This is a genomic window from Streptomyces sp. NPDC032472 (assembly GCF_040636955.1).
In the GTDB taxonomy this organism is placed as follows: domain Bacteria; phylum Actinomycetota; class Actinomycetes; order Streptomycetales; family Streptomycetaceae; genus Streptomyces.
In genome coordinates this window covers 1-26,507 of record NZ_JBEZVK010000077.1, presented here as the reverse complement: position 1 = coordinate 26,507, position 26,507 = coordinate 1, and the positions used below count along the sequence as shown (strand labels likewise).

The following is a 26,507-nucleotide window of genomic DNA, read 5'->3' as shown; positions in this document are numbered from 1 at the left end:
CGCCGGCGTTTGAGGCGCGGGGTTGGGGCGGCGCCCCAAGGAACCCGGCTTCGCCGGGCACCGGGCTCTGCCCGGACCCGCGCCTCAAGCGCCGGCGAGGCTGAAGTTGCCGGCCCCCGGCTGCGAAACGGGGCGGGTGCGCCGCCCACCCGCCGGCTGGCAGGTGGTGACGCGCGCCGATCTTCGAAGCCGGGGCCGGCCAATCCAGCCTGCCTCCCGCTGTCGGGGCTGGATGTGCCGGACCGCCGCTTCGGCAGCGGGGGCGAACACGCGATGGCCGGCCCCGGCCACGCCGCCACCTGTGACGAGAGGCCGACAACTTCAGCCTCGCCGGCGTTTGAGGCGCGGGGTTTGGGGGCGGAGCCCCAAAAGGCAGACCGGCTCCGCCGTAGGCGGTTGGGGTTGGCGTGCCTCGTGGGGCGGCGTGGCCGGATGTGCGGGGTCCTGGGCCGCGCCCGCGGCTCGTGCCCCGCGGGTCGGGGAGTGGGCTCACTCGTCCGTGTGGCGGGCGGGTGCGCGCGGGCCGGGCGGGGGGCGGGCGGCCGCCAGGGGCCCCGGCGGGCGCTGGCAGACTGCTCGGCATGCTGGAGACCTCCGCACGACTGCTGCGCCTGCTGTCCCTGTTGCAGGCCCACCGCGAATGGACCGGCGCCGACCTCGCGGAGCGCCTCGGCGTGACCCCGCGGACGGTGCGGCGCGACGTGGACCGGCTGCGCGAGCTCGGCTATCCCGTGAACGCCACCCCCGGCACCGGCGGCGGCTACCAGCTCGGCGCCGGGGCCGAGCTGCCGCCGCTGCTGCTGGACGACGACGAGGCGGTGGCCGTCGCCGTCGGGCTGCGCACGGCTGCCGGGAACGGTGTAGAGGGGATCGGCGAGGCCTCCGTACGGGCGCTGGCCAAGCTGGAGCAGGTCCTGCCGGGGCGGCTGCGGCGGCGGGTGTCGGCGATCGACGAGTTCACCGTGCCGATGCTGCGCGCGCCGGAGCAGAGCGCCGTCGACCCCTCGGTGCTGGCCGAGCTCGCCGCCGCCTGCCGCGACAGCGAGCGCCTGCGCTTCGGCTACCGGGACCACGAGGGCGGCGCGTCGCGCCGGGTGGTCGAGCCGCACCGGCTGGTGTGCACCGAGCGGCGCTGGTACCTGGTCGCCTGGGACGTGGACCGGGCGGACTGGCGGACCTTCCGCGCCGACCGGATCGAGCCGAGGCCGCCGCACGGGCCGCGCTTCGTCCCCCGCCAGGCGCCGGCCGAGGACCTCGCCGCGTACGTCTCCCGCGGCGTCTCGCAGGCCGCGTACGCCGCCCGGGCAGTGCTCCGGCTGAAGATGCCGGCGCAGGCCGCGGCCCGGGTCATCGGACCGAGTGACGGGGCGCTGGAGCCGCTGGACGAGGAGAGCTGCCTGCTGCGCACGGGGGCGGTGAGCCTCGACGTGCTCGTGATCCACGTGATGCTGCTCGGTTGCGAGTTCGAGGTGGTCGAGCCGCCGGAGCTGACCGAGCGGATCCGGGCCGCGCGGGACCTTCTCGGGCGGGCCGTGGACTGATGCGGGGGCCGCCCGGGCCGTGGAGAAGGGGCGGGGAAACCGCGGGGGTTCGGCGAAGCGGAGCGCGGCCGGGCGCGCCGGGCCGACCCCGGCAAGCCGTACGCGCCAAGGGCTCCGCGGCAATCCGCCGGGGAATTCCGGGGCTCTCGAACGGAATGCGAAAGATGCTCCGCACAGGGCGCTCCGGGGCCCGGAAAAAGAATGCCGCGGGGCTGCGCCGCCGTAACTGGGCCCGGTCGGAGAACTGTCGACATTCCGTGACACAAGCGTGACCCGGTACGGACGAACCTCCGGGCGCGCCGCTGACGTTCGGGCACTGTGGACAACAGAGCGGACAACAGAGGCGGGCCGGATGGGTGATCCGGCCCGCCTCTCTCAGTGCGGGGTGAGGTGGTGCGTACCGCCCCGCGGTGTGCCGTGCGGCCCGGCTCAGCCGCCCGCGGCCGGGCGGGCGGTGGCGCGTGCGGCGCCGGCCCGTTCGGCGTGGGCGGGGCGGCGGCTGCCGGCCGGGGTGACCGGCGTCCGCTCGGACCGGATCAGGTGCGGCCGGCCGGACAGGTGCCCCGCGGGCCGGGGGACCGGGGCGTGCGGTGCGGCCGCGGCGGTGGCCGCCTGCGCGGCTGCCGGGGCGGGCACGGAGGCCGCGACGGCAGCGTCCCCGGCACCGGCGGAGCCGGCCGCGGTGCTCCCGAGCTGCCACTTCCCGCCCGCGGAGAGCAGCGGGACCAGCGCCGAGGCGACCGGCGCGGGCACGGTGCCGGCCTCGACGCGGCGGCGCATCCGCTCGCGCCGCTCGAAGACCCAGGCCTCGACGGCGGCCATCAGCGGCTCGAACCAGGGCAGCGCCAGCATGATCAGCAGGCCCGCGGACCAGCCGAGAAGGACGTCGCTGACCCAGTGGGTGCCGAGGTAGACGGTGGTGGCGCCGACGCTCAGCGAGACGACGGCGGAGACCATGGACAGCACCCGCCGCGTGACGGTGGTGGAGGCCAGGTAGGCCAGGATTCCCCAGGTCACGACGGCGTTGGCGGTGTGGCCGGAAGGAAATATATCGCCGCCGGCGAAGAGTTCGGCCGAGCCGATCGTGGTGGCGTAGTGCGGGCCGAGGCGGCCGAGGCCGAGCTTGACGGAGCCCACGGTGATGTTGAGCAGGAGCAGCGCCACGCCGAGGGCGATCAGCGGGCGGAGCGTGTGCTGCCGCCAGGAGCGCCAGCCGAGCCATGCGGCGACCATGACCGCGGTGGGGCCGCGCTGCCCCAGGACGACGAGGTAGTCGAGGAAGGCGTGCACCTGCGGCCACTGCTCGTACGGCCGGAAGAAGAAGACCTGCCAGTCCAGGCGGACGAGCCAGGACGTGGTCAGGACGGCCACCACGATCGCGAGGTAGAAGGCGAGGGTCGCTCCGAGGAGCACGACGCGGTGCCGGCTCATCTGCGGTGTTTGCAGATGAGCCGGTCGCTCGGGTTCCCGGTCGAGTCGGGCGAACACCCGCTCCAGCCGGGTCAGGATTTGGTCGGTACGCACTCAATCGACGTTACCGCGAGCTGCTGGGCGGCCCCGTCGAATCACCGGGTTTGTGATGACCATGTGATGTGGAGTTGGTCTCACGCGGCACTTAATTCCTGGGATTAAGGCATTAGTTGGAGTGGCCGGTCCATTGCCCCCGCCATTGTTTCGCACACTTACCCGGGCTTTATCGCGGCGGCTCAATTACTTTGCTGAAAGATGGCTCGGAATGATCCATTCCGTGACTCGCGCGCCCGGCGGGGGCCCGGGCCGACGGTCCGGGCGTGCGGCCCGGCGTGCGCCGGGCGTGCGGCCCGACGGTCCGGGCGTGCGGCCCGGGCGGGCGGCTCGCGGCTACGGCGGCCCCGACCCGTTCAGCCAGAAGGCCCCGTACACCGCCGAGGCCAGCGCCACCGCGCCCAGCACCGCCGCCGCCCGCCCCGTACGCGCCCGGGCCAGCGCCACCGCCGCCGGCAGCAGCAGCGGGAAGGCCGGCAGCAGGAGCCGCGGCTTGGACCCGAAGTACCCCGACGCACACAGCGCCAGCGCCACGACGATCCCGCAGTACACCAGCAGCGGGGCCGGCTGCCGCTGCCGTACGCACAGCGCGTACAGCCACAGCACCAGCGCCACGCCCGCGATCAGCCCGAGCCCCGCGGCGACCGAGCCCGAGGCCAGCTTCGCCCCGATGAACCGGGCGAAGGCCCAGCCGCCGTCGAAGCCGTTGCCCCAGCCGGCCTGCACGTCCAGGTAGCCGGTCGGCCCGCGGCCGGTGCGCGCCCCCACCCACAGCGCGTACGCCGCCGCGCCCGCCGGGGCCAGGGCGACGCCCACCGCCATCCGCCAGGACCGCTCGCCGCGCCGCCACGCCAGGGCGGCCGCCACCCACACCGCCGCCGCCACCGCGGCGCCGACCGGGCGGGTCAGCCCGGCCGCCGCCGCGAGCAGGCCCGCCGCCGGCCACCGGCCGCGCAGGGCCGCGTACAGGGACCAGGCCGCCAGCGCCGTGAACAGCGATTCGCTGTACGCCATGGACTGCACGATGCTGACGGGCAGTGCGGCCCACACCGCGACGGCGAAGACCCCCGCCCGGCGCGGATCGGCCCGCGGGATCCGCTCGGCGCACGCCAGCGCGGCCACTGCGAAGATCCCCCAGGCCGCGGCGAGCCCCGCCACCGCCGAGACGACCAGGCCGGCCGAGCCGTACGACAGCCCCGTCGGCGCCGCGACCAGCCGCTCCAGCCAGGGCAGCAGCGGGAAGAAGGCCAGGTTCGAGTGGACGGCCCCGCTCGGGAGGGCCACCTCGTAGCCGTACCCCTCCGCGGCGATCCGCGCGTACCAGAGCGAGTCCCACCGCGCGGACAGCAGCGTGTGCGGGCTGGTCCCGGCCGCCGCGCACCACAGCGCGAGCGCGCCCACGCCGAGCAGCCGCACCGCCGCGAAGGCGGCCAGTGCGGGCGCGGCCCGGCGGAATGCAAGATCTTTCACAGGCATGATTATCGGTGGAGCCTGCGACAGCCCACCGGACAGAACCACGAAACGTGATCGCACGTGTACGGAGTCGGAGCGGCGCGGGGGAGGCGGCGGGCCGATGCCGGCCGGACCGGGCACACGGCGGGCGACGGGCCGGCGGCGCGGCGGCGACGGGCCGACGGCGCGGCGCAGACCCCGCGGAGACGCGGCGGTGGCGGGGGAGTGAGGGGAGAGCAGGGCGAGGACGGTGTGAGGCGAGTGGCACACGCCACACCGAGGCCGCCGCCGCGATGAGAGCTTGACCACGTGTCGCACCGGTGAACTCGCGTACGCTGACCCTTCACTCGCAGGTCGATGCCGGACCCCGCAGGACGCCGCACCGCACACCACCGCCGCGGCCGACGCCAAGACGCTGGTCCGCCGAGTGCGAGCGATTCATCTGGGAGGTACATGCATGTCGGGGACCAACGCGTCCGACCGCAGGCGCAGGACCGCCGACAGCGACAGGACGCCCGGGACCCCCCTGCGGCAGACGCTGCGCGCGGCCTCCGGCGGGACGAACCGCTGGCTCGTCCTCGCGGTCCTCTGCGTCAGCCTGGTCCTCGTCGCGCTCGACGCGACGATCCTGCACGTCGCCGTTCCCGCCATCACCACGGACCTGCGCCCCGGCTCGGTCGAGCTGCTGTGGATCGTCGACGCCTACCCGCTGGTCTGCGCCGCGCTGCTGATCCTCTTCGGCACCCTCGGCGACCGGATCGGCCGGCGCCGGATACTCCTGCTCGGCTACGGCCTCTTCGGCACCGCCTCCGCCATCGCGGCCCTCGCCGACAGTGCCCAGGTCCTCATCCTCGCCCGCGCCCTGCTCGGCGTCGGCGGCGCGATGGTCATGCCGGCCACGCTGTCGATCCTGCGGCAGGTCTTCCCCGACCGGCGCGAGCGGGCCCTCGCGATCGGCATCTGGACCGCCGTCGCCGCCATCGGCGCGGCCAGCGGCCCCGTCCTCGGCGGCTTCCTGATCCAGCACTTCTGGTGGGGCTCGGTCTTCCTCATCAACATCCCGCTGATGGCGCTGATCCTGCCCGTCGGGCGCTGGCTGCTGCCCGAGTCCAGGGGGGCCGCCGACGGGCCGTGGGACGTGCTCGGCGCGCTCATGGCCGCGGGCGGCGTGCTCGGCGTGGTCCTCGGGGTCAAGCGGCTCGGCGCGGAGCGGCGGCTGCTCGACGCCGAGGCGCTGGTGCCGCTGCTGCTCGGGGTGGTGCTGCTCGTCCTGTTCAGCCGGCGGCAGAGGCGGCGGGCGCACCCGCTGATCGACATGCGGATGTTCTCGCGCGCCGCCTTCTCGACCTCCGTCGGGTGCATCGTGCTCGCCATGCTGGCGCTGGTCGGGCTGGAGCTGCTCGCCGTCCAGTACCTCCAGCTCGTGCTGGACCTCAGCCCGCTGGAGACCGGGCTGCGGCTGCTGCCGCTGACCTTCGCGGCCATGGCCGCCGGCGCCACCGGCTCCTACACGCTGGCCCGGATCGGGCCGCGCACCATGGTGTCGCTCGGCTTCCTGCTGACCGCCTGCGCGGTGCTGCTGCTCACGCTCATGGGGCAGCACGACCGGCCCGTCCTGCTCACCGTCGGGTTCGTCCTGCTGGGCTTCGGGCTCCAGACCACCCTCTTCGCCGCGTACGAGTCGATGCTGAGCGAGGCGCCGGCGGCCGCCGCGGGCGGGGCGGCCTCCATAGGCGAGACCGCCTACCAGCTCGGCGCGGGCATGGGCATCGCCCTGCTCGGCAGCGTCATGAACGCGGCGTACGCGCCGGGGCTGCTGAACGTGCCGGGGGTTTCGGCCGCGGATGCGCGGGGGGCCGCGAACTCGCTCGGCGAGGCGTACCAGATCGCCGGGCACCTCGGCGGGGCGGCCGGGGACGCGCTGTACAGCGCGGCGCGCCACTCCTTCGTGCAAGGCCTGCACGTCACGCTGGTGGTCAGCGCCGGCCTGCTGCTGGCGGGCTCCCTGATGGCCCTGAAACTCCCGCGCCACATGGACTGCGCAGCCGCGGACGCGGACCTGCCCGCCCCGGCCCAGCCGAAGCCCCGCATCCCGTCCCCGACGAAGCCCCCGCAGGACACCCCGGCCCGAACCCCGTAACGGGGCCGGGTGTGCCTCGCAGCGTCGAAGCGGGGGTCGGGCAAATTCAGCCTCGCCGGCGTTTGAGGCGCGGGGTCCGGGGCGTGCGGGCTGCGGGCTGCGGGCACCGAGCCCCTGTGCCGCTCCGGGGGTACGGCGGGCCCGCAAGGCAGGGGTGGACCCGGGGCCGTTCCGGGGACAAACTTGCGGCGCTAGGTTTGTCTCAGCCGGGAGGCTCCGTGTCCTTCGTACCCACCGACCCGCTCGGGCTCGACGAGCTCCTCACCCCCGAGGACCTCGCCGTCCGCGACACGGTCCGCGCCTGGGCCGCCGACCGCGTCCTGCCCCACATCGCCGAGTGGTACGAGCAGGGAGAGCTCCCGCAGATCCGCGAGCTCGCCCGTGAGCTCGGCCGGATCGGCGCCCTCGGCATGTCGCTCACGGGCTACGGCTGCGCCGGCGCCAGCGCCGTGCAGTACGGCCTGGCCTGCCTGGAGCTGGAGGCGGCCGACTCCGGGATCCGCTCCCTCGTCTCCGTCCAGGGCTCGCTCGCCATGTACGCGATCTGGAAGTACGGCTCCGAGGAGCAGAAGCAGCGCTGGCTCCCCGGCATGGCCGCCGGCGAGCTGATCGGCTGCTTCGGCCTGACCGAGCCCGACGTCGGCTCCGACCCCGCCGCCATGCGCACCCACGCCAAGCGCGACGGCTCCGACTGGGTCCTGAACGGCCGCAAGATGTGGATCACCAACGGCTCGGTGGCCTCGGTCGCGGTGGTGTGGGCGCAGACCGAGGACGGCATCCGCGGTTTCGCCGTCCCCACCGACTCCGCCGGCTTCAGCGCGCCCGAGATCAAGCACAAGTGGTCGCTGCGCGCCTCGGTCACCAGCGAGCTGGTCATGGACGACGTCCGGCTGCCGGCCGACGCGGTGCTGCCGGGGGTCACGGGGCTCAAGGGACCGCTGGGCTGTCTCAGCCACGCCCGGTACGGGATCGTCTGGGGCGCCATGGGCGCGGCACGCGCCAGTTTCGAGGCCGCGCTCGACTACGCGCGTACCCGCGAGCAGTTCGGCAGGCCCATCGGCGGCTTCCAGCTCACCCAGGCCAAGCTGGCCGACATGGCGCTGGAACTCCACAAGGGCATCCTGCTCGCCCACCACTTGGGCCGCCGTATGGACGCGGGCACCCTGCGCCCGGAGCAGATCAGTTTCGGCAAGCTCAACAACGTCCGCGAGGCCATCGACATCTGCCGCACCGCGCGGACCGTCCTGGGTGCCAACGGGATCTCCCTCGAATACCCCGTCATGCGGCACGCCACCAACCTGGAGTCGGTGCTCACCTACGAGGGCACCGTGGAAATGCACCAGTTGGTGCTGGGCAAGGCGCTCACCGGGCTCGACGCCTTCCGGTGAGGGCCTGGCTCAGCTCTGGTTGAAGAAGTCGCGCGAGCGGCCGCCGGGCTCGCCGCTCACGATCTGGGTGTCGGCCGGGGTCAGCAGGAAGACCCTGGTCGCCACCCGCTCGATCGAGCCGCGCAGGCCGAAGGTCAGGCCGGCCGCGAAGTCGACGACGCGCTTGGCGTCGGCCGGGTCCATCAGCGACAGGTTCACGATCACCGGGACGCCCTCGCGGAACAGCTCGCCGATGCCCCGCGCGTCGCGGAAGCCGTCCGGCGTGACGGTGGCGATCCGGCGACCCTGCTCGACGGCCGACTCCGAGGCGACCCTGACCCGCGGGTCGGTGACCCACTGGTCGCCCGGGCCGGCGACGGAACCGTGGGCGGCCTCCGCGTAGTCGTCGTCGTAGTAACGCTCGTCGTCACTGTCCTCCACGAGACCCAGCCAAGCGCTCGCCTTGCGTACCGAACCCATGGACGCCTCCTTTCACCGCGGTCGGTTGTCTTCTCTCCGCGTCCCTATGGTCGTCCATGATGCTGACAACGCGCCAAGTGGATAGCCGCCGCGCACGGGTTTCGTGACGGTACTGGTGCAGAACATCCGTTGCACGGTCAAGGATGCTGATCGGCCCCGCTGCTGACTGAGTGAAAATATGATGACTGCTGCCGTCCGGGTGGTGGGCAGGGGCGTACGGGTGACCGATCCGGCTCGATACGATGCCCGTCTCGTAAGCGATTGACACTCGGGGGACCCGGATTGTTCGGCATAGTCAGACCTTGTACGCACCGTTTGGGAGAGCGTTTCAAGACGGAGTGGATGGCCCATCTCTGCGGCCTCTGCCTGGCACTTCGGGGGGATCACGGCCAGTTCGCCCGGATCGTCACGAACTATGACGGTCTGTTGGTTTCCGTTCTGACGGAGGCTCAGTCGGGCCCCGCCGCCGGTTCCCGCCGCACCGCCGGCCCCTGCCCGCTGCGCGGCATGCGGACGGCTCCCGTCGCCAACGGCGAGGGCGCGCGCCTCGCGGCCGCCGTGTCCCTCGTGCTCGCCTCGGCGAAGGTGCGCGACCACGTTGCCGACGGGGACGGCCTGTTGGCCCGCGCCCCCATCGCCGCCGCCGCCCGCAAGGTGGCCCGCGGCTGGGACCGGGCGGGCGCCCGCACCGGTGCCTCGCTCGGCTTCGACACGGCCGTCCTCGTCGATGCCGTGGACCGCCAGGCGGGCATCGAGACGCTGGCCGGCCTGGGCACCCCCGTACTCGTGGTGACCGAGCCGACGGAGACCGCGACGGCCGCCGCCTTCGCCCACACCGCGCAGCTGGCCGGCAAGCCGGGCAACGCCGCGCCGCTCGCGGAGGCCGGCCGGTACTTCGGGCGGCTCGCGCACCTGCTGGACGCCGTGGAGGACCGGGACGCGGACGCCGCGGCGGGCGCCTGGAACCCCCTCGCCGCCACCGGGACCTCCCTCGCCGAGGCCCGGCGGCTGTGCGACGACGCCCTGCACGGCATCCGGCTCGCGCTGCGCGAGGTCGAGTTCGCCGACGCCGGGCTCGCCCACCGGCTGCTGGTGCACGAGCTGCGGACCTCGGTGGACCGGGCCTTCGGCACCTCCTCCTGCGGCCACGCCCACACCGGCACGAACGCCACCGCCCAGGGCGGCGGCTACGGCGCACCGCCGCAGGGCCCCGGCTACGGCCCCGGCCCGGGGGTCCCGTACGGCGGCTCCCCCTACGCGGGCGGCCCGTATGCGGGCGGCCAGCAGGGCGGCCCGTACGGAGGCGGCCAGCAGGGCGGCCCCTACGGCGGCAACCCGTACGGCGGCAACCCCTACGACGGCGGCGCGGGCGGCCCCGGCGGCCCGGGCATGCCGCCCCCGACCGGCGGCGGTGGCGGCATGCCGCCGCAGAAGCCCCGCCGCGGGCTGCTGGCCGGCTGCGCGGTGGCCATTGGGCTGTTCTGCACCTGCCAGCTCTGCTGCTCGGAGCACGAGGGGCCGTGGTCGCGCAAGAAGCGGGACGCCTGGTGCGACGCGTGCGAGTGCTGCGAGAGCTGCGAGTGCTGCGGGAACTGCTGCGACGGCTGCGACTGCTGTGACTGCGGCGGCTGCGACTGCGGCTGCAGCTGACGCCCGCGGCTGCAGCTGACCCCCGCGGCGGCGCGGTCGACGCGGACTGCCCCCTGAGCCCTCGTCAGGCATCCACAGGTCCGGACGGCGTACACCACGGTTCCCGTCCGGGCCGGTGTGGAAGGGTTGAGCGGGATGAACGATGTCGCAGACGATCCCAAGGCCGCCTGGCAGAAATGGCACGAACGCCGGGTGGCGTCCGTGTCCGCCCCTTACGGCCCCCTCGCCCTCACCGGCACCTTCTGGCTCGCAGACCACCCGGAAGGTCGAATTCCGGCCGTTCCCGGCCACTGGCGCCCCACGGGTGACGGGGTGGCGCTCACCGCCTCGGCGGAGGACGGCCTCGGCCTGGACGGCGAGCCCTTCGCGGGCGAGGCGGTCCTGGCCGAGGACGGCGGCGCGCCCGCGCACTCCCGGGTCACCGCCCCCGCCGACGTGCGGATCGCCGTGATCCGCCGGGAGGGCGAGTGGGCGGTACGGGTCTACGACCCCGCCTCCGCGGCCCGGCAGGCCTTCGCCGGCATCGAGGCCACCCCCTACGACCCGGACTTCGTACTGCCGGGCCGCTTCCGTCCGTACGGCGAGCAGCGCACGGCCCGGGTGGAGAACGCCGACGGCCGCACCCGCGGACTGCACCTGGGCGGTGAGCTGAGCTTCGTCCACCGCGGCCGCGAGCACACCCTCCAGGTCGCCGTCGACGCGCGCGACGGCAGCCTGTGGGCCGTCATCGGCGATGCCACCGGCGGGGATTCCAGCTACCGGTTCCGCTTCCTGCGGCCGGGTGTGCCGTCCCCCGAGGACGGCTCGATCACGGTGGACCTCAACCGGGCGCTGCTGCCGCCCTGTGCGTTCGCCGACCACTTCATCTGCCCGTTCCCGCCGCCGGGAAACACCCTGCCCTTCGAGGTGGCGGCGGGCGAGCGGAGGCTGAAAGATGCCCTTGCCCCCCGTATCTGACGCCGGGACACTCCCGTCAGCGCCATTCGGGGGTTTGTCAGGGGCACGACGAAATCTAGTGCGCCCGCCGTACCCCCGGCTGCGCCTCACGGGCTCCGGCGCCCCCCACGTCCGCCGGGCCCCCGATCCCTCCCGGGAGGACGAGAAGTGAGGATCAAGAGCATCACCCGTACCCGGCTGCTCGCGGTGGCCGCCGGCCTGGCAGCCGTCGCCGGGCTCGCCGCGCCCACCGCCGCCAGCGCGGACAGCGGCTTCAGCGCCGCCACCCTCGCAGCGGCGGGCGCCTCCGTCGAACGTGCCGACGTCGCCGGCACGGCCTGGTACACCGACCCCGCCAGCGGCACCCTGGTCGTCGCCGCGGACTCCACCGTCACCGCCGCGGACCTCGCGAAGATCCGCAAGGAGGCCGGCGCCGACGCGGCCGCCCTGCGCATCGAGCGGATCCCCGGCAAGCTGAGCAAACTCATCTCCGGCGGCGACGCGATCTACACCTCGGGCTGGCGCTGCTCGCTCGGCTTCAACGTGCGCAGCGGCACCACGTACTACGTGCTGACCGCCGGCCACTGCACCGACGGCGCAGGAACCTGGTGGACGAACTCCACGCACACCACCACGATCGGCGCGACCGTGGGCTCCAGCTTCCCGAACAACGACTACGGGCTGGTCCGCTACGACAACACCTCCCTCGCCCACCCCGGAACCGTCGGCAGCCAGGACATCACCAGCGCCGCCAACGCGACCGTCGGCATGTCCGTCACCCGGCGCGGCTCCACCACCGGCACCCACAGCGGCTCGGTGACCGGCCTCAACGCCACCGTCAACTACGGCAACGGCGACATCGTCTACGGCATGATCCGCACCAACGTCTGCGCCGAGCCCGGCGACAGCGGCGGTCCGCTCTACTCCGGCACCAAGGCCATCGGCCTGACCTCCGGCGGCAGCGGCAACTGCACCTCCGGCGGCACGACCTTCTTCCAGCCGGTCACCGAGGCCCTGAGCGCCTACGGCGTCAGCGTCTACTGACCGACCGCTCCCCCCGGCCCGCCGCCACCCGGCACAATGACGAGCCCCCGTCCGAACTCCCGGGCGGGAGCTCGGCTTTGACGGAAAGCGAGGCGGGGCATGAGCAGTGGCACCCCCGGCGCGGACGGCGCGGACGGCCCGGACGGCGCGGACGGCCCGGACGGTCCGGGCGGTCCGGACCGCCCCGTGGACGACGCGCAGCGGCGCGTGCGGCGCAACCCCTGGCTGTTCACGGCGCCCCTGGTGCTGCTGGGCGTGCTCGTCGCCGTCCTGGTGTGGGAGGTCGTCCGCGGGAACCTGCCCGAGGAATGGCGCACGCACTGGCCGTGGCGGCTCCAGCTGATGAGCCAGGAGCCGCTGGCCAGCCTGCTGGCCGTCGCGGCCGGTGCCGTCCTCGCCCGGGCGCAGTACGCCCGTACGGTACGGCCCGTACTGGGCTGGCGCTCGGCCTTCGTGCCCGGTGAGCTGGCGGGCTCCGAGCGGAGCTGGCGGGTGGGGATACTCAACGGCGGGCAGCACAACGTGGTGCTGGAGCGCGTCGACTACCGGGTGGTGCCGGCGGGCGGCCCGGACGACGGGCCGGATGGCGGCCGGGACGGCGATCCGGACGGCGCCGGATGGTCGGACCTCGCCGCCGTCGCGGACCGGCTGACCCGGGCGGGGCTGCGGGCGGGGGTGGACATGCGGATCGCCAGCTTCGGCCCGGGATTCCCGCTGGTGGCGACGGGAACGTACGAGACGATAGAGATCGGGGTCTTCTCCAAGCGGTTCACCGACGTGGTCCGCGCGTTCCACGTCCGCATCCGGGTCGAGGACAGCGTGGGAGACACCCACGAGCGGGTCATCGACTGCCTCAAGGGGGTCCGCCAGGCGCTGGCCGCACCCGTCGAGTGGGACATCCCGGCGCAGCGCGGCTCACAGGAGCCAGCGCAGGACGTCTGACAGCGCGTACTGCGCGGCGAAGTGCCCGGCCCCGGGCTGGAGCACGGCCGTGCCGTGCGCGAGGCGTGCCGCCAGCCAGTGGAAGTGGCCCACGGGGGAGAAGGCGTCCTCCGCGCCGTGCCACAGCATGACGGGGCAGGCGATCGCCCCGGGCCGGAACCCCCACGGCCGGCACAGCGCCAGGCAGTCGTCCAGCCAGCCGTCGGCCGAAGTGCGCAGCCCCTCGCGAAGGTTGTCCAGCACCACCTGCCGGACCCGGTCGTCCGCGAGGACCGGCAGGTCGGCCTCCGCGAGATCCGCGCGCAGGTCCGCCAGCAGCCGGCCGGGATCCCGGCGGACCGCCTCGGCCTGCGGGACGAGCCGGCGCTCCAAGGCCGCGGGATCCCGGGCTGCGAGGCCGAAGTGCTCCACGTTGTACGGGGTCATCCCCGCGTACCAGTCCAGCCCGGCCGCATCGCCGGGGGCGAGGCCGACCAGCGACGCGGCAGCGGTGACCCGGTCCGGCAGCAGTGCCGCGCAGGCGAGGGCGTGGGGGCCGCCGCCGGAGCGGCCGACGGTGGCGAAGGCGCCCACGCCGAGGGCGTCGGCGACGGCGGCCGCATCGGCCGCGGCGTCGCAGACCCGGCGGCCGGGTGCGCGGTCGGAGCCGCCGTAGCCCGGCCGGTCGTAGGCGAAGAACCGGAACTGCGGATGCCGCTCGGGGACGTCGCGCAGGGCCGTGCCCAGACGGCTGCCCGGGGTGCCGTGGTGCAACAGGACTGGCAGGCCGTTCGGCGCCCCCCAGTCCTGGGCGAGGAGCCTTCGCCCTCCGCGTGCCGTCACGGTGATGAGCCTCATGCCGCTGCCGTCCTCTCCGCTGCCGTGTGGTGCCGCCCCGTTGTGGTCCTCTTGCCGTTGTGGTCCTCTTCCGGATTCCCGGTCCGGGGCCGAGTGCAACGCGGGTGTGGACGGGGGATGAAAGGCCTGTTTCCGAACTGCTGTGGCGCATTAGGGCTGTTGTGTGCCGGTGTGGTGGCTGGCTAGCGTCGTGGCGCATGCCGGCCGGTGCGCCGTGTCGCCCATCCACCAGGAGTGTCCGTGAAGCCGTCCCGCTCTGCCCTGCTCTCCCTCGGGTCCGCCCTGGCGCTGGCCGCCACGGCCGCCGTCTCGACCGCCCAGGCCGCCGAGGCCCCCGCCGCGGACGGTGCGGCCGTCGTCCGCGAGTGGTACGACACCACCGCCCGCACCGTCGAGGCGGCCGGGGCGCCGACCCAGGTCACCAACAGCCGCACCTGGGCCATCAGCTGGCTCGCCGCCGCCCGCGCCGCCCGGGAGGCGCCCGCCGGCCGGGGCCGGGCCGCCTTCCAGGACGCCGCCGTCGCCTCCGCCGTCCACGACGCCCTGGTCTCCCTCGCGCCGTCCCGCGCGCCCGAGCTCGACGCCGCCCTCGCCGCCACCCTCGGCCGGATCCCCGACAGCGCCGCCGAGGACCGGGGTGTCGCCGCCGGGGCCCGGCAGGCCCGGATCGCCCTCGCCGAGCGGCAGGGCGACGGGCTCGACCCGGCCTCCGTGAACGCCCCCTTCCCCGTGCCGGCCGCCGCCCCCGGCGTCTGGCAGCCCACGCCCGACGGCTACGCCCCGGCGGTCCAGTACGGCAACCGCGTGGCGAAGCCGTTCCTGCTGGACTCCCCGTCCCAGTACCGGCTCGGCCCGCCGCCCGCGCTGGACTCGGCCCGCTACCGGGCGGACCTGGCGGAGGTGCGCGCGTACGGGAAGGCCGACAGCACCGTGCGGACCCCGCGCCAGACCGAGACGGCCACCTTCTGGTACGGCTCCTCGCTGACCCTGTACACCGAGCCGCTGCGGGTCGCCGTGACCCGGTCGCACCGCTCGACCGCCGAGCGGGCGGAGCTGCTCGCGCTGTTCCACGCCGCCCTGGTCGACACGCAGATCGCCACCTCCGACAGCAAGTACGCCTACACGCGCTGGCGCCCCGTCACCGCGATCCGGACCGGCACGCTCGGCACCGATCCGGGCTGGACGCCGCTGCACCAGACCCCGGCCCACCCCGACTACCCGAGCGGCCACGCCACGTACGCCGGGGCCGCCGAGGCGATCCTCGATGCGCTCGTCGGGCCGCGCACCGCGCCGTTCTCCCTCACCAGTGCCACCGCGCCCGGTGTGCGGCGCACGTACACCGGCTGGGACCAGCTGACCCGGGACAACGTCGACGCGCGCGTCTACTCCGGCATCCACAGCCGTTCCGCCGACGAGGCCGGCGTCGTCCTCGGCAAGGCCGTCGCCGCCCACGCCTTGCGCACCGCCCCCCGCCTCTTCACCCCCCACCCGGCCTGACCACCACCCGGCCCGCCGGCCGGCCCGGCCGACCGCCACGGCGGCTCGACCGCCGGCCCGGCCTGACCGCCGGCGTTGACCGGTCCGGTCCGGTCCGCCCGGGCCGCGGGGCCGGCTGCCCTGCCGGGGCTGTTCCCCCACCCCGCCCCTTCCCGAAACCGGGACTCCGCTCCGGCCCCCGCCCGCCTCAAGCGCCGGCGGGGCTCAAGGTCGGGGGCTCCGCCCTTGGCCCCGGTCCGCCTCAATCGCCGGCGGGGCTCAAGGTCGGGGGCTCTGCCCCTGGCCCCGGTCCGCCTCAAGCGCCGGCGGGGCTGCAAGATCGGTGACTCCGCCCCCGGACCCGCGCGCCTCAAACGCCGGCGGGGCTCAAAGATCGGGGCTCCGCCCCGGACCCCGCGCCTCAATCGCCGGCGAGCTGGGATGGCCCGGCGGGGTCGGGATGGGTTCGGCGGGGGTCGAAAGACCCGGGCGCTCGCGCCCGGTGCGCTCAAACGCCGCGCGGGCTGGATTGTGCCGCTGCGCGGCACTCTCCAGCCCCACCGCCACTCCCCGGCTCCGCCGCCACCATCCGGCTCCGTCGGCACCCGCCGGCCCTCGGCGCTCTCGGGCTCCGCCGCCACCCGCCAGCCCGTCGGCGCTGTCCCGCCCCGCGGGCACTCTTCAGCCCTGGCGGCACCGTCCAGCCTCGCCGGCGTTTGAGACGCGGGGGTTCGGGGGCGGAGCCCCCGGTCTTTGAGCCGCGCCGGCGATTGAGGCGGGCCGGGGCCGGGGCGGAGTCCCGGTTTCGGGAAGGGGCGGGGTGGGGGAGGGGCCCCGCAGGGGATCAGTGGGCGGTCGGGGTGTCGGCCAGGAGCCCGATGTCCGCGGCCGGCCGGCCCCGGCGGGAGAGGGCCAAGGACGGCGGAGACGGGCCGCCGGTCACGGACTGCGGCGCACCTTCTCGCCGGGTCCGGGGCGATCATGGACGATCGAACAAACGTTTCGCACGGATATTCGAATTGCCTTATGGTGGAGACGGGGGAGGTGTTCACCAAGGGAAGCAGGAGGCCGCGGGTGCCCGGGTTTACGCATCTGCACACCGTTTCGGGGTTCTCCATGCGCTACGGAGGCTCCCACCCGGAACGGCTGGCGGAGCGTGCCGCCGAGCGCGGCATGGACGCCCTCGCCCTGACCGACCGCGGCACCCTCGCGGGCACGGTGCGGTTCGCTAAGGCGTGCGCGCAGGCCGGGATCCGGCCGCTGTTCGGGGTGGACCTGGCCGTGTCGGCCGCCCCCGTCCCCGTCCCGGCGACCGGCGCCGAGGCGTCCTACCGCCGCCGGACCCCCGTCAAGGGCGGGGCCTTCGTGGACGAGTCCGCGCCCCGCGCCGTCTTCCTCGCCCGCGACGGCGCCACCGGCTGGGCCGAGCTGTGCCGGATGACCACCGCCGCCCACGCCGCCGGCCACGGCGACCAGCCCGTCCTGCCCTGGGAGGCCCTGCACGGCACCGGGGTGTACGTCCTGCTCGGCCCCGACTCCGAGGTGGGCCGGGCCCTGGCCGCCGGTCGGCCCGACCGCGCCGCGCGGCTGCTCGCGCCCTGGCGGGAGATCCACGGGGACTCCCTGCGCCTGGAGGCCGTCCACCACGGCCGCACCGGCACCGGCCCCGGCTCGCTGCGGCTGGCCGCCCGTACCGTCGGCTTCGCCGCCGAGCAGGGCGTCCGGGCCGTGCTCACCAACGCCGTCCGCTACGCCGACCCCGGCCAGGGCCCGGTCGCCGACGTCCTCGACGCCGCCCGCCGCCTCGTCCCCGTCGACCCGCGCGGCCCCCTCGACAGCGGCGAGCGCTGGCTCAAGCCCCCGGCCGCCATGGCCGAGGCCGCCGACCGGATCGCCCGCGCCGCCGGCCTCGGCCCGGGCGACGCGCGCCGACTGCTCGAGGAGACCCGGCGCACCGCCGAGGCCTGCACGGTCGACCCCGAGGACGACCTCGGCATCGGCTCGGTGCACTTCCCCGAGGCGCACCTCGTCGGCGCGGCCCACCGCACCGCCCAGCGGGTCCTGGCCTCCCGGGCCGCCGCGGGCATGGTGCTGCGCGGCTACGCCGGCGACCCCGCGTACTGGGAGCGGATGCACCACGAGCTCGACATCATCGCCTACCACGGCTTCGCCTCGTACTTCCTGACGGTGGCCCAGGTCGTGGACGACGTACGCGAGATGGGCATCCGGGTGGCCGCCCGCGGCTCCGGCGCCGGCTCCCTCGTCAACCACCTCCTCGGCATCGCCCACGCCGACCCCGTCGAGCAGGGCCTGCTGATGGAGCGCTTCCTGTCCAAGCGGCGCCACGTCCTGCCCGACATCGACATCGACGTGGAGTCCGCCCGCCGGCTGGAGGTCTACCGGCGGATCATCGACCGCTTCGGCACCGAGCGCGTCGCCACCGTCTCCATGCCCGAGACCTACCGGGTCCGGCACGCCGTCCGCGACGTCGGCGCCGCCCTGTCCATGGACCCGGCCACCGTCGACCGGCTCGCCAAGGCCTTCCCGCACATCCGCGCCCGCGACGCCCGCGCGGCCCTCGCCGAACTGCCCGAACTGCGCGGCGTACGGGACGAGGAGCACGGCCGGCTGTGGGAGCTCGTCGAGGCGCTGGACGCGCTGCCGCGCGGGATCGCCATGCACCCGTGCGGGGTGCTGCTCTCCGACGCCTCCCTGCTCGCCCGCACCCCCGTGGTGCCCACCAGCGGCGAGGGCTTCCCCATGTCCCAGTTCGACAAGGACGACGTGGAGGAGCTCGGCCTGCTCAAACTCGACGTGCTGGGCGTACGGATGCAGTCCGCGATGGCGCACGCCGTCGCGGAGATCCGGCGCACCACGGGGCGGGAGCTCGACCTGGACGACCCGGCGCAGGTGCCGCCGGGCGACCGGGCCACGTACGAGCTCATCCGCTCGGCCGAGACCCTGGGCTGCTTCCAGATCGAGTCCCCGGGCCAGCGCGACCTGGTGGGGCGGCTGCAGCCCTCCACCTTCCACGACCTGGTCGTCGACATCTCGCTGTTCCGGCCGGGGCCGGTGGCCGCCGACATGGTGCGGCCGTTCATCGAGGCCCGGCACGGGCGGGCCCCGGTCCGCTTCCCGCACCCGGACCTGCAGCGGGCGCTGGCCGAGACGTACGGGGTGGTGGTCTTCCACGAGCAGGTCATCGAGATCGTGCACGTCATGACCGGCTGCGGGCGGGACGAGGCGGACCGGGTGCGGCGCGGGCTGTCCGACCCGGAGTCGCAGCCCCGCATCAAGGTGTGGTTCGCGGCGAAGGCCGGCGAGCGCGGCTACCCGGCCGAGGTCATCGCCCGGACCTGGGAGATCGTCGAGGCCTTCGGCAGCTACGGCTTCTGCAAGGCGCACGCGGTGGCCTTCGCCGTGCCCACGTACCAGTCGGCGTGGCTCAAGGCGCACCACCCGGCCGCCTTCTATGCCGGACTGCTCACCCACGACCCGGGGATGTACCCCAAGCGGCTGCTGCTCGCGGACGCGCGGCGGCGGGGCGTGCCGGTGCTGCCGCTGGACGTGAACCGGTCCGCGGCCGCCCATCGTGTCGAACTGGTGTCCGAGGATCCTGAGGTGTGGGGGCTCAGGCTGGCCCTGGGCGACGTCCACGGCATCAGCGAGGCGGAGGCGACGCGGATCGAGGGCGGCCAGCCGTACGGATCGCTGCGCGACTTCTGGGAGCGGGCGCACCCCGGCCACCCCGTCGCCCAGCGGCTCGCCCAGGTCGGGGCGCTGGACGCGTTCGGCGCCAACCGGCGCGACCTGCTGCTGCACCTGTCCGAACTGCACGGGGCCCAGCGCGCGGCCGGGGCCGGGTCCCGCGGCGGCGGGCTGCGCGGCGGCGGGCTCCGCAGTGCACAACTCCCGCTGGAGGGCGGGCGGTCGACGGCCTCGATCGGCCTGCCCGACCTGAACGACGCGGAGCGGCTCAGCGCGGAGCTGGGCGTCCTCGGCATGGACGCCTCGCGGCACCTGATGGGCGACCACCACGCCTTCCTGGCGGAGCTGGGCGTGGTCCCGGCCGGCCGGCTGCGCGAGGTCGAGCACGGCCGGACGGTCCTGGTCGCGGGAGCCAAGGCGGCCACCCAGACCCCGCCCGTCCGGTCCGGGCGGCGGGTCATCTTCACCACCCTGGACGACGGGACCGGCCTGGTCGACCTGGCCTTCTTCGACGACAGCCACGAGGCGTGCGCCCACACCGTCTTCCACTCGTTCCTGCTGCTGGTCCGGGGCGTCGTACAGCGGCGCGGGCCGCAGAGCCTGAGCGTGGTCGGCGCGGCGGCCTGGAACCTCGCGGAGCTGGTGGAGCTGCGGGCCGCGGGCGGCCTGGACGCGGTTGCCGCCCGGCTGGCCGAGCCGTCTGATTCCGGGCCGGCCCCTGCCGATTCCGGCTCCGGCCGCCGCATCCACCTGTCCACCGGGTACGAGATGAACCCGTGGGCCGACCTCCAGCCGGCGGGCGACGGCCCGGCCACCGGCCGCAAGCTGTGGCATTCCAGTCCGGGGAGCGCGGGATGAACGCGGAATCCGCCGCGCGGGGCCGATTCCCCACCCCGCCCCTTCCCGAAACCGGGCTCCGCCCGGACCTGTTCCGGGCGCTTCGCGCCCGGTGCGCTCAAACGCCGCGCAGGCTGGATGTTCCAGCCCCGCCGGCGTTTGAGGCGAACGGGGTCCGGGGCGGAGCCCCGCCCGCGGCGGAGCCGCTCATCGGTACTGCGGGAAGGGGCCGGGTGGGGAACCGCTCCCCGCAGGGGGAGGGCGGCGGCGCCACCGTGCTGTGCATCCGCATGCGCCGGCTGGACGGACAGCCGCTCGGAGCCCAGACGTACGCCGGCCTGCTGGAACTGCTCGGCGAGCTCACGCCCACCGTGCAGCCGGCACCGCCCGACACCGCACTCGCCGACCTCCGCGGCGCGCTGCGCTACTTCGACCGCAGCGCGCCCGAACTGGCGGCCCTGATCCGGGTCCGGGCCCTGGCCCGGTACGGGGTGGACTGCGCGATCGGCGCCGCCGGCAATCCGATGCTGGCCCGGATGGCGGCCGGCGCGGCCGGCTACGGGCAGACCGTGACGGTCGGCCAGGACCGCGCCGCCGTAAGCGGGTTCCTGGCCCGCAAGCCCGTCGCCGCCCTCGACGGCGTCGGCCCCAAGGCGGCCCGCACCCTGTGCTCGTACGGCCTCGACTCGGTCGGCCGGGTCGCCGCCGCCCCGCCCGCCGTGCTGCGCCGCATCCTCGGCCCCCGGGTCGGCCGCGAGGTGCACGAGCGCGCCCTCGGCATCGACCGGACCCCGGTCCGGCCCGGCGCGGCCGCCCGCTCGCTGGCCGCCGAACGGCCCTTCGCCCGCGACGAGCTGGACCCCGTACGACACCGCCGTGCCCTGCTCTCGCTGACCGAGGAGCTGGGCGCGCGGCTCCGTACACGGAACCAGGTCTGCCGGGCCGTCTCCCTGACCGTCCGCTGCGCCGACCGCACCACCCTCACCCGGACCAGGACCCTGGCCGAACCCACCGCGCACTCCGCCGCCCTGACCGACGCGGCCTACTCCCTCTACGCGGGGCTCGGCCTCCAGCGGGCCCGGGTGCGGGCGCTGTCGCTGCGCGTCGAGGGGCTGACCCCGGCCGAACGGGCCGCCCACCAGCTGAGTTTCGACCCGCAGGACGAGAAGGCCCGGCGTCTGGAGGCCGTCACGGACCGGGTCCGGGCGCGCTTCGGGCCGCACGCCATCGGCCGCGGCACGCTCGCGGCGTAGCGGGGCCCGCAGGGGGCCCGCCGGGGGCGCGGCGGTGTCATAGCGGAGGCCTGCCGGTGGCGCAGTCGACACGTGACTTTTTTACCGACGCGTAACTTCCCTGTTTTGCTACTCGCCCGTAATTTGGCGGATGCAGCACCCCCTTGTGATCCGGATCACGGGATGAACCCCCACGTCCTTTCCCCTTGAGCCGCAAGGAGATCACTCGATGCTGCCCTGGCGACGCCTGCTCCGCCCGCTGGCCGTCCTCGTCCTCACCGCCGCCGCGCTCGCCGCCCCCACCGGCGCCGCACAGGCCGCTTCCGCACCGAGCAGCGGCTGGAACAACTGGTCCTGCAAGCCGTCGGCCGCCCATCCCCGCCCGGTCGTCCTCGTCCACGGCACCTTCGGCAACTCCGTCGACAACTGGCTCGGCTTCGCCCCGTACCTCGTCCACCGCGGGTACTGCGTCTACTCCCTCGACTACGGGCAGCTGCCCGGCGTCCCCTTCTTCAACGGGCTCGGCCCGATCGACAAGTCCGCCGGCCAGCTCGACGCCTTCGTCGACCGGGTGCTGGCCTCCACCGGGGCCCCCGAGGTCGACATCGTCGGCCACTCCCAGGGCGGCATGATGCCGAACTACTACATCAAGTTCCTGGGCGGCGCCGCCAAGGTCAACGCGCTGGTCGGACTGGCCCCCGACAACCACGGGACCACCCTGTCCGGGCTGACCCAGCTGCTGCCGTACTTCCCCGGCGCCGCGGACCTGGTCAGCTCCGCGACGCCGGGGCTGGCCGACCAGATCGCCGGATCGCCCTTCGTCACGAAGCTGAACGCGGGCGGCGACACCGTGCCCGGCGTGCAGTACACGGTGATCGCGACGAAGTACGACGAGGTGGTCACGCCGTACCGCAGCGCGTTCCTCCAGGGCACCGGGAGCAACGTGCGCAACGTCGTCCTGCAGGACCTCTGCCCGCTGGACCTCTCCGAGCACGTCGCCATCGGGCTCACCGACCGGATCGCCTGGCACGAGGCGCTCAACGCCCTGGACCCCGCGCACGCCGAACGGACCACCTGCGCCTCGGTCTTCGAGTGACGATGCGCTGAGGATGCGCTGGCGGTGCGCTTGGGGCCGCCTCCGCTAAAAGCCGTCGCGCCGGCCCGACGTCGCCCGGCGGCGGGCCACGGCGAACAGCACGGCCGCCCCCACGGCCAGCACGCCCGCCCCGGCGATCGCGATCGCCGGGGTCGCGCTGCTGCCGCCGGTCTGCGCGAGGCCGGTGCCGGTGTCGCTGCTGCCGTCGCTGCTCGCGGTACCGCTGCCCGCTGCCGCCAGGGGCCGCACGACCGGGGCTTCGGCGGTGGAGCCGTTGGTCTTCGGGTCGTTGTCCCCGTGCCCGTTGTGCTCGACGGTGGACTTGCCCTCGCCGTCGGCGATCTGCTGGTCCGTCGGAGCCTTGGGCGCCTCGGAGGGCCGGGACGAGGACTTGGCACTCGGCTTGCCGCCGCCGGGCGTGGAGTCGCCCGAGTGGCCCGTGGTTCCGTCCTTCCCGAACACCACGTCGGAGCAGGTGTAGAACGCCTCCGGGCTGTCCGAGCGCTGCCAGATGCTGTAGATGAGGTGCCGCCCGGACTTGGCGGGCACCGTCCCCGAGAACACGTAGTCCCCGTTCTGCATGCCCGGGTCGGTGGCCTTCGCGAACGGAGCCGGCTCCAGGTCGGACCACTTCAGCGGCTTCGACGGGTCGTAGCCGTCCTTGGTGATGTACAGCTCGAAGGTGCCCTTGTGCGGGGCCGTGCCCTTGTACCGGAAGGTGTGGGCGCCGGAGGTCATCGGGCTGGCCGGCCAGTCCGCGCGGGCCAGGTCCAGCCCCCGGTACTTGTCGTTGCCGGCGGAGCAGAGCTGGCCGTTCGGGATCAGCGAGCGGTGGCTGCCCGCCGCGTTGGCGATGTTCACGGCGTTCCAGTCGTAGAACGGCTGGGTGCCGCCGGCCGCGACCGCGGCCTTGCACGCCGCCGACTCGGGGGACTCGGGCCCCTCCGCGTAGCAGGCCGCCACCCGGCTGACCGGATCCGTCATGGAGCCGTGCGCGGCCGCTGGTCCTGCGGCGTACGCGGCCACCGCGAGCGGGGCCAGGCCGGCGGCGGCGATACGGGTCACGGTACGGCTGCGGTGTGCGGGCATGGGTGGCTCCTCGGGACAGGGCAGCTTGGCGAATGCGCCGGACGGGGTGGCGCGGCGCCGCCCCCCGTGGGCTCGGCGCCGCTCCCGGCCCCGCCAAGCTAGCCGCCCCGCACCGGCATTCCCCCCGCTTCCGGCCCCTCCCGAAGATCCTTAGGCTCCGCTTAAGCCAGCCATAGGAAGCCCCTCAGGTAACCACCCCGGGACACCAAACCAAGCCCTGAGCCAGCGGGCGATCCCGGGACCGGCCCTGAGGGCCTGCCCCGCACCCGCGGGGATGACCGCCGGTGGTGTCAGGCGAGGAGGGACGTCAGGCCTGCGGCTGAGTGGGCCTGGTGGGCCAGGGTGTCGAGGGCGCGGGTCGCCTCGGCGGCGGCCTCGGGGTCGCGTTCGGCGAGGCCGCTGGCCTCGAACTCGTCCTCGTCCAGGCGCAGTACCTGCGACCCGTCCGCCGAGACCCACAGGTCCAGGTCGAGGTCCTCGACGAGGATCTCGCCGTCCCGTACCACCGCGGGGCGTGTGACGTCGCAGTACCAGCCCTTCAGGACGCCCTCGCCCGTCCGGACCTCCTTGACCGCGTACCACCGCGACCGCCAGAAGTGCTCGGTGAACACGTCGCCCGGCTCGAAGCGCACGAACCCGAAGTCCCGTACCCCGTCGGCCGCCCACGGCGCGCGTACCGTGATCCGGTCGCCCGTGTCGGCGACCACCGCCGCCGGGTAGCGGATCTTGGTGCGGCCGGCCTTGGACAGGGCCACCGTCACCTCCGGCGCCGAGGCCGGCGCGTCCAGCCGCTTCGTGTGGCGGACCTCCGTCGCGCAGACCTCGTACCCGAACCACTTGTTGATGGCGAGCATCGGCCCGTTCCCGGCGTCGTTCCCGGTGAACGCCTCCCGATACCCGGCCGCACGCGCCCGGTGCAGGGAGTCCGTCTTGGCCAGCTTGGCCAGCCCCCGGCCCCGGAACTCCCGCAGGGTGCCCGTCATCGCCGAGCCGTAGCGGGCCGCGCCGTCGGTCCGGGCGGCCGCGAAGGCGGCCACGACCCCGTCGACCAGGACGACCGAGGTCAGCTCGTGGTCGAGCTCCGGGTCCTGCCAGACGGTGCGGATCCAGTCCTCGTAGTCGTCCAGCTGCACCGGCACGTCCCCCGGCTCGTCCGCGGAGGCCGCCGCGTCGGCCTCGAACAGCGGGCGCGGGTCCTGCGCGAACGCCGAGCCGGGCCGCAGCTCCACGCCCGCCGGGAGCGGGTCCGGGTACGGCGGCAGCGTCCCGCCGGCCAGGTCCAGCCGCTGGAAGTGCGCCGAGCGGCTCGCCCGGTAGCCGCGCCGCTCCGCGAAGGCGCGCGAGGCCGCCTCGTCCGGCACCCAGGCGTGGACGTCCACCGCGCCCGCCGCGAGCAGGTGCTCCTCGGCCGCGCGCACCAGCGCACTGCCCGCGCCGCGGCCACGGTGTCCGGGGTGGACGTAGGCGTTGACGAACGCCTGTCCGGGCTCGACGCTGTCGTACGCGATGCCGGCCTGGGCGGTGCCGATCACGGCCCCGTCGCCGTCCTCGGCGACCAGGAGGCGGTACTTCTTCGCGGCAGGGGCGCCGGCCAGTTCGAAGGCCACCCCGGCGGCGGTGCTGATCATGAAGGGCAGCGCCGCCCGGCGCACCCGGGCGACGGCCTCCGCGTCCGAGGGGTCGCCGGGGCGGAGGTCACGGATGGATACGGTCATGGGGTCGACGGTAGGCGCCGGGGTGGGGGCCGTGCCTGCGAATTTCCGCCTGGATGGGGGAGAATCAGCCCGTGACCTCGACGAACCTGAAGATCCGGATCGACGGCTCGGCCGGCGCGGCCGCCCCGTACGAGCAGCTGCGCGCGCAGATCTCCGAGGCGGCGAGGGCGGGCCGGCTGCCGGTGGGCTTCAGGCTGCCGACGGTACGCGGCTTCGCCGAGGAGCTCGGACTCGCCGCGAACACGGTGGCGAAGGCGTACCGGGCGCTGGAGGCGGACGGGGTGATCGAGACGCGGGGCCGGGGCGGCACGTTCATCGCGGCCGCCGCCGACTCCGCCGCCCGGGAGGCCGCGGCCGCCGCGCAGGCCTTCGCGGAGCGGGCGGAGCGGCTGGGGCTGACCTTCGACGAGGCCACGGCGGCCGTAATGGATGCGCTGCGGGCCCGGTTCGGCCTGTAGGGCCGCGGCTGGCGCTGAGCTGCGGCCAGGGCTACGGCTACGGCTGGGGGCGCACCGGCCGCAGGCGTGCGCTGAGGTGGTGGTGCATGGGCTGCCCCACCGCCGCCATGTCCTGCTCGACCGTCAGTTCCCCGTCCACCACGGCGTACCGGCGCCGCATGCCGGTGACCTCCTTGGCCTTGGGGGTGCACGCCACCGTGTCCGTGGCGAGCTCGATCCGCGTGCCGGCCACCACGCTGCCGAGGTAGGTCTCGACGATGCCCGTCGGGTGGGCGAGGACCACCTCCAGGGAGGCGTCGGGCAGGACCCGCCACCACCCGCTCTCCCGGCCTGACGGGCGCAGGGCCGCCCCGGCGTCGTCGACCAGCCAGGCGCGGGACTCGTAGCGCAGGAACGGCCTGCCGTCGTGGCTGAAAGTGATCTCCTGGCGGTAGCGGAAGCCGTGCTCGAGCGTGGGGTACTCGCCGAGGCCGGTGCCGTGCCAGCGGCCCAGGAGGTGCAGGACCGGCTTCAGCTGGGGGTGCGGCTCGGGGCCCTCGCCGAGGAGCTCGCTGTCGGGGTACGGGTTCTCCTGCGGCGCGTCGGACACGGTTCGGCCTTCCTGATTCGGTGGGCGGGGACTGGGCCCCCGCCCATTCTCGCGGCCCCCGGCTGCCCCGCCCGAGCCGCCCCGCCTCCGGCGCGCCGCCCAGCCTCCGCGCCGGCCTTCGCCGCGGCGTGCCGCCCAGCCTCCCCGCCCGCCTTCGCCGCGGCGTGCCGCCCGGCTTCCACCCCGCCTTCGGCGTGCCGCCTACCCTGCGGTCCGCGTCCGGCTGCGCCGCCCACCTTCGGTTTCGAAGCGGGGGTGGGCCATTTCAGCCTCGCCGGCGTTTGAGGCGCGGGGTTTGGGGCGGCGCCCCAAGGAACCCGGCTCCGCCGGGCACCGGGCTCCGCCCGGACCCACCCCCCCACATCGGCCGGGGGGCCCCCCCACCACCCCCGGG

The 26,507-nt window shown here is 74.9% G+C and carries 19 protein-coding genes and 1 pseudogene; 12 read left to right on the top strand and 8 right to left on the bottom strand.

Annotation, left to right across the window (positions count from 1 at the left end):
• The first annotated feature begins 581 nt into the window (after window positions 1-581).
• Complete coding sequence (locus AB0F11_RS32355) at window positions 582-1,541, top strand: YafY family protein (RefSeq protein ID WP_362181476.1); 960 nt, start codon at window positions 582-584, stop codon at window positions 1,539-1,541.
• A 429-nt stretch (window positions 1,542-1,970) separates the two neighbouring features.
• Here AB0F11_RS32355 and AB0F11_RS32350 read toward each other — a convergent pair whose 3' ends face one another.
• Together AB0F11_RS32350 and AB0F11_RS32345 are read right to left on the bottom strand one after the other, a co-directional pair.
• The gene (locus AB0F11_RS32350) at window positions 1,971-3,065 is read right to left on the bottom strand and encodes a phosphatase PAP2 family protein (RefSeq protein ID WP_362181473.1); all 1,095 of its coding nucleotides are present in this window, start codon (window positions 3,063-3,065) and stop codon (window positions 1,971-1,973) included.
• Between the two features lie 336 nt (window positions 3,066-3,401).
• On the bottom strand, window positions 3,402-4,541 hold the full coding sequence (locus AB0F11_RS32345; RefSeq protein WP_362181470.1) for a mannosyltransferase family protein: 1,140 nt from the start codon (window positions 4,539-4,541) through the stop codon (window positions 3,402-3,404).
• A 433-nt stretch (window positions 4,542-4,974) separates the two neighbouring features.
• Between AB0F11_RS32345 and AB0F11_RS32340 the strand changes: the two genes are divergently transcribed.
• The gene (locus AB0F11_RS32340) at window positions 4,975-6,657 is read left to right on the top strand and encodes an MFS transporter (protein WP_362181468.1); all 1,683 of its coding nucleotides are present in this window, start codon (window positions 4,975-4,977) and stop codon (window positions 6,655-6,657) included.
• A 218-nt stretch (window positions 6,658-6,875) separates the two neighbouring features.
• On the top strand, window positions 6,876-8,045 hold the full coding sequence (locus AB0F11_RS32335) for an acyl-CoA dehydrogenase family protein (RefSeq protein ID WP_362181465.1): 1,170 nt from the start codon (window positions 6,876-6,878) through the stop codon (window positions 8,043-8,045).
• Window positions 8,046-8,054: 9 nt separating this feature from the next.
• Here AB0F11_RS32335 and sepF read toward each other — a convergent pair whose 3' ends face one another.
• Window positions 8,055-8,504 carry a cell division protein SepF gene (sepF, locus tag AB0F11_RS32330; RefSeq protein ID WP_361919664.1) on the bottom strand — a complete coding sequence of 150 codons (450 nt, stop codon included), beginning with the start codon at window positions 8,502-8,504 and terminating at the stop codon, window positions 8,055-8,057.
• A gap of 282 nt (window positions 8,505-8,786) precedes the next feature.
• On the opposite strand from sepF, the gene AB0F11_RS32325 reads away from it, so the two are divergent.
• The 4 genes from AB0F11_RS32325 (at window position 8,787) to AB0F11_RS32310 (ending at window position 13,076) form a co-directional block, all read left to right on the top strand.
• The gene (locus tag AB0F11_RS32325; RefSeq protein ID WP_362181463.1) at window positions 8,787-10,154 is read left to right on the top strand and encodes a DUF5685 family protein; all 1,368 of its coding nucleotides are present in this window, start codon (window positions 8,787-8,789) and stop codon (window positions 10,152-10,154) included.
• A 135-nt stretch (window positions 10,155-10,289) separates the two neighbouring features.
• The gene (locus AB0F11_RS32320) at window positions 10,290-11,111 is read left to right on the top strand and encodes a DUF1684 domain-containing protein (RefSeq protein WP_362181460.1); all 822 of its coding nucleotides are present in this window, start codon (window positions 10,290-10,292) and stop codon (window positions 11,109-11,111) included.
• A gap of 147 nt (window positions 11,112-11,258) precedes the next feature.
• The gene (locus tag AB0F11_RS32315; RefSeq protein ID WP_362181457.1) at window positions 11,259-12,134 is read left to right on the top strand and encodes a S1 family peptidase; all 876 of its coding nucleotides are present in this window, start codon (window positions 11,259-11,261) and stop codon (window positions 12,132-12,134) included.
• 99 nt (window positions 12,135-12,233) lie between these two features.
• Entirely contained in the window at window positions 12,234-13,076 is an 843-nt protein-coding gene (locus AB0F11_RS32310; protein ID WP_362181454.1) for a hypothetical protein, read from the top strand.
• Here AB0F11_RS32310 and AB0F11_RS32305 read toward each other — a convergent pair.
• On the bottom strand, window positions 13,050-13,913 hold the full coding sequence (locus tag AB0F11_RS32305; protein ID WP_362181451.1) for an alpha/beta hydrolase: 864 nt from the start codon (window positions 13,911-13,913) through the stop codon (window positions 13,050-13,052). The two genes, AB0F11_RS32310 and AB0F11_RS32305, sit on opposite strands and share 27 nt — an antisense overlap.
• A gap of 240 nt (window positions 13,914-14,153) precedes the next feature.
• On the opposite strand from AB0F11_RS32305, the gene AB0F11_RS32300 reads away from it, so the two are divergent.
• The 4 genes from AB0F11_RS32300 to AB0F11_RS32285 all read left to right on the top strand — a co-directional run bounded on the left by AB0F11_RS32300 (window position 14,154) and on the right by AB0F11_RS32285 (window position 22,262).
• Window positions 14,154-15,410 (top strand): vanadium-dependent haloperoxidase, encoded by a 1,257-nt coding sequence (locus AB0F11_RS32300; protein ID WP_362181448.1) that lies wholly within the window; start codon window positions 14,154-14,156, stop codon window positions 15,408-15,410.
• Window positions 15,411-16,463: 1,053 nt separating this feature from the next.
• Window positions 16,464-19,955: a DNA polymerase III subunit alpha gene (locus AB0F11_RS32295; protein ID WP_362181445.1), complete on the top strand. Its 3,492-nt coding sequence runs from the start codon at window positions 16,464-16,466 to the stop codon at window positions 19,953-19,955.
• Between the two features lie 269 nt (window positions 19,956-20,224).
• The gene (locus AB0F11_RS32290) at window positions 20,225-21,187 is read left to right on the top strand and encodes a hypothetical protein (protein WP_362181481.1); all 963 of its coding nucleotides are present in this window, start codon (window positions 20,225-20,227) and stop codon (window positions 21,185-21,187) included.
• 208 nt (window positions 21,188-21,395) lie between these two features.
• Complete coding sequence (locus AB0F11_RS32285) at window positions 21,396-22,262, top strand: alpha/beta fold hydrolase (RefSeq protein ID WP_362181443.1); 867 nt, start codon at window positions 21,396-21,398, stop codon at window positions 22,260-22,262.
• A 45-nt stretch (window positions 22,263-22,307) separates the two neighbouring features.
• Here AB0F11_RS32285 and AB0F11_RS32280 read toward each other — a convergent pair whose 3' ends face one another.
• The 3 genes and pseudogenes from AB0F11_RS32280 to AB0F11_RS32270 form a co-directional block, all read right to left on the bottom strand.
• Window positions 22,308-23,351: a lytic polysaccharide monooxygenase gene (locus tag AB0F11_RS32280; protein WP_362181440.1), complete on the bottom strand. Its 1,044-nt coding sequence runs from the start codon at window positions 23,349-23,351 to the stop codon at window positions 22,308-22,310.
• 290 nt (window positions 23,352-23,641) lie between these two features.
• A complete protein-coding gene (locus AB0F11_RS32275; RefSeq protein WP_362181479.1) occupies window positions 23,642-23,962 on the bottom strand; it encodes a DUF402 domain-containing protein in 321 nt (106 codons plus the stop codon).
• Window positions 23,963-24,136: 174 nt separating this feature from the next.
• Window positions 24,137-25,066, bottom strand: a pseudogene (locus tag AB0F11_RS32270) (GNAT family N-acetyltransferase); the annotation flags it as partial.
• Between the two features lie 53 nt (window positions 25,067-25,119).
• Here AB0F11_RS32270 and AB0F11_RS32265 point away from each other — a divergent pair.
• Window positions 25,120-25,524 (top strand): GntR family transcriptional regulator, encoded by a 405-nt coding sequence (locus tag AB0F11_RS32265; protein WP_362181438.1) that lies wholly within the window; start codon window positions 25,120-25,122, stop codon window positions 25,522-25,524.
• A 37-nt stretch (window positions 25,525-25,561) separates the two neighbouring features.
• Here AB0F11_RS32265 and AB0F11_RS32260 read toward each other — a convergent pair whose 3' ends face one another.
• Entirely contained in the window at window positions 25,562-26,113 is a 552-nt protein-coding gene (locus AB0F11_RS32260) for an FABP family protein (protein WP_362181435.1), read from the bottom strand.
• Window positions 26,114-26,507: the final 394 nt, after the last annotated feature.